This is a genomic window from Mucilaginibacter sp. 14171R-50 (assembly GCF_010093045.1).
GTDB lineage: Bacteria > Bacteroidota > Bacteroidia > Sphingobacteriales > Sphingobacteriaceae > Mucilaginibacter.
The window spans coordinates 2,276,181-2,287,947 of sequence record NZ_CP048115.1 but is presented as its reverse complement, the minus strand read 5'-3'; the positions used below and the strand labels follow the sequence as shown (position 1 = coordinate 2,287,947).

At 41.6% G+C, this 11,767-nt stretch carries 11 protein-coding genes; 8 read left to right on the top strand and 3 right to left on the bottom strand.

Features of this window, described 5'->3' with window-relative positions:
* Positions 1-2 precede the first annotated feature (2 nt).
* Genes GWR56_RS10530 through GWR56_RS10510 form a run of 5 tightly spaced genes read left to right on the top strand, consistent with a single transcriptional unit; the run spans position 3 to position 4,927 of the window.
* Complete coding sequence (locus GWR56_RS10530) at positions 3-632, top strand: NADH-quinone oxidoreductase subunit K (protein WP_162431205.1); 630 nt, start codon at positions 3-5, stop codon at positions 630-632.
* A gap of 19 nt (positions 633-651) precedes the next feature.
* A complete protein-coding gene (locus tag GWR56_RS10525) occupies positions 652-2,079 on the top strand; it encodes a complex I subunit 5 family protein (RefSeq protein ID WP_162431204.1) in 1,428 nt (475 codons plus the stop codon).
* Positions 2,051-3,580 (top strand): NADH-quinone oxidoreductase subunit C, encoded by a 1,530-nt coding sequence (locus GWR56_RS10520; RefSeq protein ID WP_162431203.1) that lies wholly within the window; start codon positions 2,051-2,053, stop codon positions 3,578-3,580. The genes GWR56_RS10525 and GWR56_RS10520 overlap by 29 nt, the downstream gene beginning before the upstream one ends.
* 19 nt (positions 3,581-3,599) lie before the next feature.
* Complete coding sequence (locus GWR56_RS10515) at positions 3,600-4,352, top strand: NADH:ubiquinone oxidoreductase (protein WP_162431202.1); 753 nt, start codon at positions 3,600-3,602, stop codon at positions 4,350-4,352.
* A complete protein-coding gene (locus GWR56_RS10510; RefSeq protein WP_162431201.1) occupies positions 4,349-4,927 on the top strand; it encodes a hypothetical protein in 579 nt (192 codons plus the stop codon). The genes GWR56_RS10515 and GWR56_RS10510 overlap by 4 nt, the downstream gene beginning before the upstream one ends.
* Before the next feature lie 42 nt (positions 4,928-4,969).
* Here the strand turns inward: GWR56_RS10510 and GWR56_RS10505 are convergent, their stop codons facing one another.
* From GWR56_RS10505 to GWR56_RS10495, 3 genes are all read right to left on the bottom strand, one after another.
* Positions 4,970-5,563, bottom strand: a complete 594-nt coding sequence (locus tag GWR56_RS10505) for a class I SAM-dependent methyltransferase (protein WP_162431200.1) — start codon at positions 5,561-5,563, stop codon at positions 4,970-4,972.
* A gap of 54 nt (positions 5,564-5,617) precedes the next feature.
* The gene (locus GWR56_RS10500) at positions 5,618-6,277 is read right to left on the bottom strand and encodes a class I SAM-dependent methyltransferase (protein ID WP_162431199.1); all 660 of its coding nucleotides are present in this window, start codon (positions 6,275-6,277) and stop codon (positions 5,618-5,620) included.
* Positions 6,278-6,586: 309 nt separating this feature from the next.
* The gene (locus GWR56_RS10495) at positions 6,587-7,405 is read right to left on the bottom strand and encodes an ABC transporter substrate-binding protein (protein ID WP_162431198.1); all 819 of its coding nucleotides are present in this window, start codon (positions 7,403-7,405) and stop codon (positions 6,587-6,589) included.
* 483 nt (positions 7,406-7,888) lie between these two features.
* Between GWR56_RS10495 and dndC the strand changes: the two genes are divergently transcribed.
* Genes dndC through GWR56_RS10480 form a run of 3 tightly spaced genes read left to right on the top strand, consistent with a single transcriptional unit; the run spans position 7,889 to position 11,730 of the window.
* Positions 7,889-9,196 carry a DNA phosphorothioation system sulfurtransferase DndC gene (gene dndC, locus GWR56_RS10490; protein WP_162431197.1) on the top strand — a complete coding sequence of 436 codons (1,308 nt, stop codon included), beginning with the start codon at positions 7,889-7,891 and terminating at the stop codon, positions 9,194-9,196.
* Between the two features lies 1 nt (position 9,197).
* Positions 9,198-11,345, top strand: coding sequence for a DNA sulfur modification protein DndD (locus GWR56_RS10485; RefSeq protein WP_162431196.1), 2,148 nt, complete (start codon positions 9,198-9,200; stop codon positions 11,343-11,345).
* On the top strand, positions 11,335-11,730 hold the full coding sequence (locus GWR56_RS10480; RefSeq protein WP_162431195.1) for a DndE family protein: 396 nt from the start codon (positions 11,335-11,337) through the stop codon (positions 11,728-11,730). Before GWR56_RS10485 ends, GWR56_RS10480 begins: the two co-directional genes overlap by 11 nt.
* Positions 11,731-11,767 lie beyond the last annotated feature (37 nt).

Genomic DNA, 11,767 nt, shown 5'->3' with positions numbered 1-11,767 from the left:
TCATGACCAACGTTTTACTGATAATATTTACCATGTCGCTCCTTTATCTGGGAATTGCCAACAGGCTGCTCACCTACATTAAAATTCTCGCATTCCAGGGCCTGTTACTATTTGGGATCGCCTTTATCGATCTGATACAAATCAATGCGGTCAACCTTGCTTTTGTTTTGTTAGAAACTATTGTTTTCAAGGCGATTGCTATACCCTTTTTTTTAAATTACATTATTAAAAGAAACAAGATCAACCGGGATGCGGAACCTTTTCTGCCAAATTTCATTTCGCTGATCATCATTACGCTCATCATCCTTGCCACCTTTATTTTATCCAATGCAATTGCTGATTCAAGGATAAGTAAGATTTATTTTGTTATAGCCCTCTCTACCTTGTTTACCGGGTTGTACATTATCTTAACCAGGCATAAAATTATCACGCATGTGATGGGCTACCTGGTCATTGAAAACGGCGTTTTCATTTTATCGTTAGCCGTAGGCAATGAAATGCCTATGCTGGTAAACCTGGGTATATTGCTGGATGTCTTTGTCAGTGTTTTCATATTGGGAATATTCGTCAACAGGATTGGAGATGTGCTAAAGGATACGGATGTGGATCAGTTAAAAAATTTAAAGGATTAAAAATTAATAACAACAGAGAATGACAGGAATTTATTTAGCAGCAGCGTTCAGTATAGGCGGATTACTATTTTTTAACAGGAGCCGGTTAATCAATTACCTGCTTGTTATCGCTTTCCTGGTATTACAAACCGGTTTTACATTTTATGAATATCTCCATCCAAACACGACTGAATTGGGATATTTTACGGCAGATGCGTTAAGCATTTTAATGCTGGCGACCTTAAGCATCATCAGCATTCCTGCCATGTATCACAGCTATGTTTTCTTAACGAAAGAAAAAGAGAACCCGGCGCATAGGGCTATATATTTTGCCGCAATGGTAGTACTGCTCACCGCTATCAGCGCTGCTTATCTTGCTAACCATATTGCGGTTACCTGGATTTTCGTTGAGCTCACTACCCTCAGCGCTTCCGCGCTTATTTATCATCGCAGGAATAACCGCACCCTGGAAGGCACCTGGAAATATGTTTTTGTTTGCGCAATCAGCATCACGCTGGTATTTATCGGCATACTTTTTTTAAGTTTTACTTTAAAAAAGGCAGGTACTGATGATCTTTCATTTGCTGTACTCTTGAAAAAGGCGCCCGAACTGAATTTATTTTGGTTGCGCCTTGCTTTCATTTTTATATTCACCGGGTTTACGGCTAAGTTAGGATTGGTTCCTATGTACACCGCCGGGATAGACGCGAAAGATAAAGCCCCCTCTCCTGCAGGCGCAATACTCTCCAGTGTTTTGATGAATATGGGTTTCGTGGGGATCTTCCGTTTTTACGTAATTATTGCGAATTCACCGCTACACGCCTGGGCCAATCATGTGATTATGATTGCCGCCATCCTTTCCATTTTTGTGGCGACCGTTTATATGACCAAGGTTAAAAATATAAAGCGAATGTTTGCCTACTCCAGCATTGAACATATGGGTATTGTCATGTTGGGTGTAGTTGCAGGCGGAGTCGGCTATTATGCCGCTATTTTGCATATTATTTTCCATGCCTTTGTTAAATCCAGCTTGTTTTTTCAGATGGGGCAGATATACCGCATTTATAAAACCAAAAGCATTTATTATGTAGGTAATTATTTTAAATACAATTTAACAGGTGCTATCGTGGTTCTGCTTGGTTTCTTTTGCGCAACGGCAATGCCCCCATCCGGTTTGTTTATTAGCGAATTCTTAATTTTTCGCGCTTTGTTTGAAGCTAATTATTTGGCGGTATTGATCGTTGTGATGATGCTGTTAACGATCATCATCTGGGCATTTGGCAAAAATATTTTCAAGTTATTATTTTCCCCTCCCATCGATTTCAAAGAAGATGATCTTGAAAAAATAAAGCCGGTGGAATCCATATCGCAATTTATCCTGTTTGGTTTGGTGGTTTACCTCGGGCTGAACCCACCGCAGGAATTTGTAACACTCATCCATGAGGCAATTAAAAATTTACCCAAGTGATATGAAGTATATAAATCTTAAAAATAATGAATCCACACCCCTCTCCGCCATTCCGGAGTTGGATTACCCGGCATTTTTAGAGCTAAATGTTTTTTTACTGCTAAAAACTCCAGCGTGTCATTGTGTAAACTATTTTGCATTTCGCTATAACGATGGCATTAAATTGATTTGTTGTATTGCCAATGATGACTCACATATTATTCATATTTCATCAGCCGTCGCGGATGCCAAACAACCCTTATCCTCTTTCACCCAACACAATTTGGTATTTGAAAAATTCGAGCGGGAAATCCACGAAAATTTTGGAATAGCTTATACGGACCATCCCTGGCTTAAACCGGTTCGCTTCCCGTTTAACCGGTTCAATAAAAATACGACGATTGCCAACTATCCTTTTTTTAATATAGAAAGCGAGGAGCTGCATGAGGTGGGCGTAGGCCCCATACATGCCGGGATCATTGAACCCGGTCACTTTCGTTTTATATGTAATGGGGAACAGATCCTTCACCTTGAAGTACAATTGGGTTACCAGCACAGGGGCATAGAACAGCTATTCCTTGAAAAGAAAAAATTATTGCAGCGGATTACACTGGCAGAAAATATTTCAGGCGATTCAGTGGCCGGGCATACGGTAGCTTTTGTAAACCTTTGGGAAAGCCTATGCAACTACCACCCCGGAAAAGATTTACAGTATTCCCGTACCCTTGCTTTAGAATTGGAACGGGTAGCCGTTCACACCGGCGATTTAAGTGGAATGTGTACTGATGTAGCTTATCAACTGGGCAGTGCTGTTTTCGGAAGATTAAGAACACCAATTATTAATTACTTTCAAAAATGGTGCGGTAACCGGCTGGCCAAAGGCCTGATACGCGCCGGGAAAACTAATTTTCCCTTTACGAATGAGTTAGGTGCCGAATTATCGAAAATGTTGGTGGAATATGAAAAAGATTTTGAAGAAATATCAGATGAATTATTCAGTTTACCCAGCGCACTGGCCAGGTTTGAAAAAACAGGGGTCGTAACCACCGAACAAGCAACAACCATCGGAACCGTAGGGATGGCGGCAAGAATGAGCGGCATTAACAGGGATATCCGGGCTTCTCACGCACATGATTGGTACGCAGAAATAGATCACCAGCCAGTTATTAAACATCATGGTGATGTCTATTCGAGAGCGCAGATCAGAAAAGAAGAAATCCTGCAGTCCATCAGCTATATCAGGGCATTATTACAAAATATCCCTCCTGAAAATGATCGCCCGGAGCCATTAACTTCCCCGCAACCAAACTCATTCGCCATTTCTTTGGTCGAAGGCTGGAGAGGGGAAACTTGCCATTGCGCTATTACAAATGCTAACGGAGAATTAGCCCATTATAAAATAAAAGATCCTTCTTTTCACAACTGGCTGGCAATGGGCCTTGCCGTAAGGAACAATGAAATTTCAGATTTCCCGATTTGTAATAAAAGCTTTAACCTTTCTTATTGCGGTCATGATTTGTAAAAAAGTAAACTAATTAAAAATGTTAGACAACCTAAAAATACTGTTTCATCAAGGCAAGCAATATATTCCCGACATTAGCACTGCAAAAGTGCCGGGCATATTCAGGGGCCGGCCGGTTATCAGTACTGAAAAGATTAATGAAACCGAATTACAGGAACTTTGCCCTACAAACGCCATTTCAGTAAACCCGGTTTGTATTGACCTGGGGAAATGCACCTTTTGCGGGGAATGTGCCATTGCTTTTCCCAACAAAATCAAATTCACGACCGACTATAAAATAGCGGCCAACGACCCCGATAAACTTATTATCAGGGAAGGAGAAGATAAACCTATTGAACTGAGCCCGGAGCTGGTAAGAAAAGAGATTTATGAATGCTTTAGCGGTTCGCTGAAATTACGCCAGGTTTCCGCAGGCGGGGACAATAGCTGCGAGCTGGAATTAAATGCCTGTAGTAATGTAAACTTTGACATGGGCCGTTTTGGAATTGAATTTGTCGCATCGCCGCGCCACGCGGACGGCATCGTGATAACAGGCCCCATCACAGCAAATATGGCGCAGCCGCTGCAAACATGTTATGAGGCAATACCGGAGCCCAAAATTATTATCCTGGTAGGAACAGACGCCATTAGCGGTGGCATATTTGAGGGAAGCCCTGCCCTGGACAGGGGTTTTTTATCCAAATATAAAATTGACCTGTATATACCCGGTAATCCAATTCATCCATTAACATTTATTAATGGGGTACTTGATCTGATCAGGATTAGAAAATGAAAGAAGAACATAGCCATGGTAAACCAATTACGGGAATAATAAGAGATTTCATTATTGTTGTTGTGGTTGTTGCATTTCTATGTCTTATTGATAGCCAGTTGGCGGCTTTTGTAGGCGCCATTTCCTTTTCCATGCTGCTGATCCGTCGCGTTATTCTTTATTATAATCCGGGCTTTATTAACGGTCATCATATTTATTATCAGGAGAGGGAGCTTACTGTTAGCAAGGAAGTAGATATTTTTGACCTCGGCAAAGTTTCGTCATTTCAATATTTATACAATTATTCAGAAGTGATAGCGGGCATTTTGATACCTCCCCGAATATTTATAATCCGGTTCTGCGGGATACTTTCGTTAAAGGAATGGGAGTTCGATATCCTCAAAGGAGTTTTACACCGGCTGCAAAGCAGAAAGATCATCGTTATTTTATCCGACATAGAAGAAAATGTCATGGATCAGGTTGAGTGGTATTTAATCGAAAAGGAAGTTGGGGTAGGCAATATTTTCTTCAACATCAGTGATGCGCTCAGGCAGGCCAGGAAGGCTTTAATCCGGGTAAAAATAACCATAGCGTAGCTCAGTATCCATTTTATGGAGCGTACAAAAATATCCCGTTGCCTATTTCTTAATCCACATTTTTAGCCGGCCGCTAAAGGCATGATCAACTAAATGGAAACTGGCAGGAATTTGCTTTTCACGGCCATGAAAAGTCACCAGTCTCGTTCCTGCCGGCTTTTCGTCCATCATTTCAATCAAAAATCTGCTATAATAAACATATAATTCAGAGGACGTGTTTACCGTGTTGTCTATACGGCCGCTGGGCTCAATGTTTTCATGAAACGAATTAAAAAAATAAAAATGGTCATATGCCTTGAAATCAATTGCTGTTAAGTTTCCATGAATAAAACCCACATTAGCTAAATTTACTTCCTCGTTAACCATTTGTGAAAACCGTACTAATTCTTTTCGCTGTTCTACTCCGTAAAAGAAAGTCTGGGGATGGTAAAAACCAGCTATAATACAGAATTTTCCTACGCCGCTGCCGATATCTAAAATTTTTGCGTTCGGAAGGGCCAGGAAGGCACTCGCTTTTTTTGCAACCTCCAAAGGGGTCCAGTGCCTTTGTGAAAGCCCCTGAATATGTTCCGGATATAAACCATCGAACGCAGCATCCTTGTGGAAGTGAACAGAATTTACGGCTTCGTCAAGCATGTTTTTTACAGGTTTGCAAGAGAGGATGAACATCGAAACGCAATGCTCCGTTTATCATTCTTTTATCCACATCTTTAAAAAGACATTATAGGAATCCGCCAATTTATAACCTATCGGGACTTCTTCTTCCAAACTCTGGTAGGTGACTAACCGAGTCCCCGGCGGTTTCTCCGTTAAGGCATGAAGTAAATACCGGGTATAATAAGTATAGAGACTAAAAGAGGTTTCGATAGTATCATCTATCCGGTTTTCCTGATCAACGTTCTCATAAAACGAATTATAAAAATAGAAATGATCAAACTCTTTAAAATTTATCTGGGTGACATTGGCATGAATAAAATTTACATTGGCCAATTGCGTAAATTCCTTTGCATCTTCAGCATAATTATGTAATTCCAGCCTTTGCTCTACGCCGTAAAAAAATGTTTTTGGAAAATGATAAGCTGCAGCGAGACAAAATTTACCGATTCCGCTGCCGATATCAAGCACTTTTGCATCAGGGACAGCCAAAAATTCAGCGGCTTTACAGGCTATAGCCAAAGGCGTCCAATGTTCATGGGACATCAGTTCAATATGTTCCGGATACAGCCAGTCAAATTCTGCGTCATTGCGAAATAAGGAAACGTTTAAATCATTTTTTTCAAATGATGGGACTGACTTCTTATGGAAATATCTCTGTATAAATGAAAAAAAGGATAACGGATCGAATTTCATTTCATACAAATCTAACTGATAGACTGGAGCAGATCACCAAAAGAAATCAGTTTAGAAAGTGATATTTATCAGTTTTTTAAGTATAAGTTTGACGATATGCTTTTCCATTAAGTGTGTCCGTTTTTAATGGTGGTAAAAAAGGATAAATTCTGCTTGAAAGAAATAAATGGGAACTAGAGATAGCCTACTGCAAATAGATAAGCTTTCCAATTATATAGCCGGAAAATATAGTTACATTAATCAAGCGCGCTTCTTAGTTTTAAGTTAAGATTCGTTAAGGGACAAGAGATACTTTACTAAATGAGAACATTACCAGGTCATTACTGATTTAAAGTCAATCATATCTTTTTTACTCACATTAAAGGATTTCGACATGATTGCATATGCATCATCCGGGTTGGCTTTGATATAATCCAAAGCTTTGAACCAGCCTTCCGCGATTCCTTTTAGTTCTTCAGGATGATTTTTGGAAAGGTTATCCGACGCAAAAAGCAAGTCGGCCAGGATGTTGGGTGCCATCGCACTGGAAGCGATGATCTTGCTTCCTTTTCGCGCTTTAACGGCATTGCTTAAAAACGGCTCGTAAATGGCCGCCGCGTCGACATTGCCCGAGGTAAATGCAGCGCCGGCATCCTGGGTCGCAATATTCTTAAAATTAATATCGCCCAAAGCCAAATGTTCTTTGTTTAAAAGGTATTGCAATAGGAAATAAGGAGGCAGGCCCGGTTCACCCGCAAGCTTTTTGCCCTTCAGGTCAGCAATCGAGTTGAAGCCGGGTGCGCCGACAATGCCATCTGCACCATGCGATTCGTCAATCAGCATAAACCCGGTACCCGGCACATCGGCACCCTGTGAGGCCTGAAAAATATCGTAGGTTGATGCATACATATCGATCTTCCCCGAACTAAGTGCTGCCCTTAGGTCGCCTACAGCCTCGATCCGAACGAGGTTGACCTGCATGTCTCCGAAAAAACCTTTTTCCTTAGCCAGGTATAAAGGTGCATATCCGGGAAATGTGACCATACCGATGGTAACTTTTGCGGAGCCGGACTTGGTTTGATTGGATTGGCACGATAACAGACCTGTGGTCAGCAATAGGGTGACAACAAATAAATGGATCTTTTTCATTGGATTAATCTTTTACTATCAGCCGGCTGGGTAGTTAGTAAGCGTTAGTAAGAATAATTATAGGGACCCGTATGTGCGTAATGCGGTATTTAATATTTTGCTGATAGTTATTTATCTATCTTTCTTGTCTACCATATTGTTCTTTAACTTGCCAGTTGTCATACGGCCTAGTTGGCACATTCATTTTTTGCTGCTGTAATTCCTCTACACGAAATAGATACCTTTCAAGTTGGTCCTATATTCTTTCGAAGCCAGGGAGCAATGGGAATCGTGACAGATGCCATTAAAATATATTGATCTGCATAACCTCAGTAACTAATAATATAAGATACTAATGGTTTATTTAAACAATTTAATTTTAATGTCAGTTATCTTGAAAATCATGCGGGTATTTTTCAACATCTGCGTACTTTTACACCTTTTGCCAATATGTCGTTTTCAAGGTATATATTAGTTATCATATCCATTTTTTGACCAATCATTATGTCGTTAGATATTAAGTTTTTAGAAGCAGAAATACAGGATCAATACCTGAACGATGACAGCCCGAGGCCCTGGATAATTGGTTTTAGCGGCGGCAAGGATTCCACCATGCTCCTGCAATTGGTTTGGCTGGCGATCAGAAGGCTGCCGCAGGAATTAAGAACTAGGCATATTTACGTGGTCTGTAATGATACGCTGGTAGAGAACCCGAAAATCGCACAGTTCGTTCATCAAACGTTAAAAAGCCTCCAAATCGCGGCCGCCAGCCAGGGTATGCCGCTTACGGTTCATGAAACCACACCGATACTGGAAGAAACATTTTGGGTCAATTTATTAGGAAAGGGATACCCGGCACCGAACAACATGTTCAGGTGGTGTACCGAACGCCTGAAGATAAATCCGACTACTGACTTTATTAAAACCAAGATCAGCGAAACGGGTGAGGTGATCATTTTATTGGGTACACGCAGCGCCGAAAGCTCCAACAGGGCGAGAAGTATCAAAAAATATGAAGTTAAAGGGGAACGGCTCAGAAAACATATTTTGCCAAATGCTTATGTATTTGCCCTCATAAAAGACGTGTTGACCGATGAAGTATGGACCTATTTATTGCAGGTAGATCCGCCGTGGGGAGGCACTAACCGAGATCTGGTAACGCTCTACCGGAATGCAAATGGCGGCGATTGCCCGCTTGTGATTGATGATACGACGCCATCCTGCGGTAACAGTCGCTTCGGATGCTGGGTGTGCACGGTGGTTAATAAGGATAAATCCATGGAGGCGCTCATTGACAACGGTGAAGAATGGATGATCCCGCTTTCTGATTTTCGCGATATGTTACAGGAAGAGCGCAACAACAGGGAATGGCGGGAAAAAAGACGCCGCAACAGTGACATTACCGGCGAGGATGTTTGGGGCCCTTATTATCCTGAAAAACGCGCATTAATGCTCAAAACATTACTGGAAGCACAAAAGGAGGTCCAAAAATCTGAACCTGATCTCATACTCATTAACTACCAGGAACTGGTAGCGATCCAGGTAACCTGGCACCGGGATTCAATATTTAATCACAGCGTAGCCGAAATTTATAACGAGGTTTACGGCACCGACCTGAGCAAAACAGATTTTAGCGATAATACCATTTTTGAAAAAGAAATACTCCAGGAAGCATGCCATGATAATACTGAATTTGAATTGATCAATGAACTATTGGAAATTCAGAAATCAAGGTACATCATGGTAAATAATTATGGATTACAGAGCGATATCGAAAACCATCTGGAATACCATATCAAACATAAGAAATAGAATGTTCATCAATAAAATATCACTTTATAATTTCAGGGTTTATTACGGAAATAACGCGCTTGACCTCTCTACTGATATTAATAATAATATTTCAGTGATCGCCGGAAACAACGGCTTTGGCAAGACTTCTTTTCTGACCGCCCTGGTATGGGGTTTATACGGCAAACTGATGTCCGATGTGGATGAGCGGTACAGGCAGGATATCATGGAATCGGGCGGTTATAAGCGTTATTGTGAGAAATTGATGAACCGCCTGGCAATCAGCGAAGCTGACGAAAAGATCGCTTTATTGCAGGAGGAGATCACACAAACGGCTAACTCCGCCGCCAAATTGGCCCTGAAAAAAAAGCTGACAACTTATTCATCATTTAGTGTGGGCCTGCAATTATCCGGGCTGATGATCCCCTCTGTACCCTGTGAATTTGTAGAGATCAAAAGAACCTATGACATCAATACACACCAGGAAAGCATTGAAATACTAATTGATGGCAAGATCAACGAGTTGACCAAAGGCGTCGGCCCTGAGATTTTTATAAACGACTTCATCCTGCCAAAGGAGATCGCTAAATTCTTCTTTTTCGATGCGGAAAAGATCGTGGCATTAGCCGATATTAATACCGCTGAAGAAAAAAGGTATCTGAGCCAGGCCTATGCCGAAGTGTTGGGAATCAAAAAATACACCGACCTTAAAGGCAACCTGCAAAATCTAAGACTGAGGCTCAGGCAGAAATCAGCGGTGAAAAGCGACCGCGATGTGTTGGAAAAGTTGTCCAAGCAGCTTACCCAAAATAAAAAACTGGCTCAGCATTATTTGCAGCAACTGGAAGAACGGGCGGATATCATCCATTCCAAAAAGATCGCTTCGGATAAATACCAGGAGCAACTCATCCGGGAAGGGAGTTCCATTACGCTGGAGGAATTGAAAAGGCTGAAGGAGCAACAGGTACAATACACCAACGAGTTGCTGAAAACAAAAAGCCGGTTTAATGAGTTGCTCGAACTCGCACCATTTGCTATGCTTGCCGGTAAAGTAGCGCAAGTCAAACAGCAGCTGGAGGCGGAAATGAATAACAGCACCGCTTCCCGTACCTTATTGCAGGATAAATTTTCCGCTATTAGTTCCGCGATGGAGAGCTACAAATCCAGATTTAAGGTCAGCCCGGAAATGGAAAGTTCCCTGCTGGACCTGATCAAATCAGAACTGTTGCCTGAACGCAAGCAGGACGTAAAGACGCTGCTCGATTTTACGCTCGACCAACAGAACCGTTTTTTCGCCATTTACGATAACCTGAAAAACGCTTACAGTAAAACCTTCCGACAACTGGTAATGGAACAAAAGCGTTTGCAAACGATGTACGGCAATGTGCAGCGCAAGCTTCAAAATGCTGAATCAAAAGAGCGGGACCCCGTAATCATGGAGATCCGCCAGTCAAAAGACCGCATCGATGAGGAGATCAAATCGCTGGAAAATGAGATCGCCGGCATCAACGCCAAGAAACAAAACGCAGAAACTGAAATTCAGATCCTGTCGCGTAAAATCTCCGAGTTAAGTAAAAAAGTTGACCTCGAAGATACCGACAAGGAAAAGGACGCGATGGCGGAAAGGCTCATTGAAAAACTGGATAAATTTATCAACCAACTAAAGCTTAAAAAGAAGATCAACTTGGAAAAGAGCATCTTGAGGGAGCTTAACCGCCTGATGCATAAGGATGACTTTGTAAGCAGGGTCAATGTTGTGATTTCCGGCGACCTGATCGATATCGAGCTATATGACCATCAAAGGCAATTTATCGATAAGGAACTGCTTTCCAAAGGCGAGCAACAACTATACGCTACGGCTCTGTTAAAAGCACTTGTAGATGAATCCAATATCCGCTTCCCGGTATTTATCGACAGCCCGTTACAAAAATTCGACAAGCAGCATTCACGAAATATCATACAGGAGTTTTATCCTTTCTTGTCGGGCCAGGTGGTATTGTTCCCTTTATTGCAGAAAGAATTGAACGAACAGGAATATAACTGGATGTTACCGCGTGTAGGGAAAGCTTATTTAATTAACCAGAATGGGAAATACCATTCTGTATTTGAGCCGGTTCAGGCTGACCAGTTATTTGTTAATTATAACCAACGCCAGGAACATGTTCAGTAATATCAAAACTTCCAAAGCAAATAAAGAGATCGTTAGTAGCCTGACTAACAAGTTGAACCTGGGGGCAGAGAACATCATTGCACGACTGGCCCTGGCTTATTCTATCAACCTGGAACGCAAAATGGAATTGGCTAAAATCCAGGATTCCGGCGGCAAGGAATATAGTGCCAAGGTATTATTTGGTGACTATACGGATTATTATATTGCCCTGATCTGTATCCATTACAATGTGTATAAAAGCGATAAAGATATTATCCGCTATATAAAAATGCATATTGACGACGGCTTGGAACTCCTTAATGCGGAGTTTTCGGGAAATGTAAGCACGACCGGTTTTGATTTTATCGCTACCAAGATCGACCAGGGGCTCCAGTTTGCGCTTTGATGGCGCAAAGCTAAGCCGTTGTTCAAAAGATATGTTG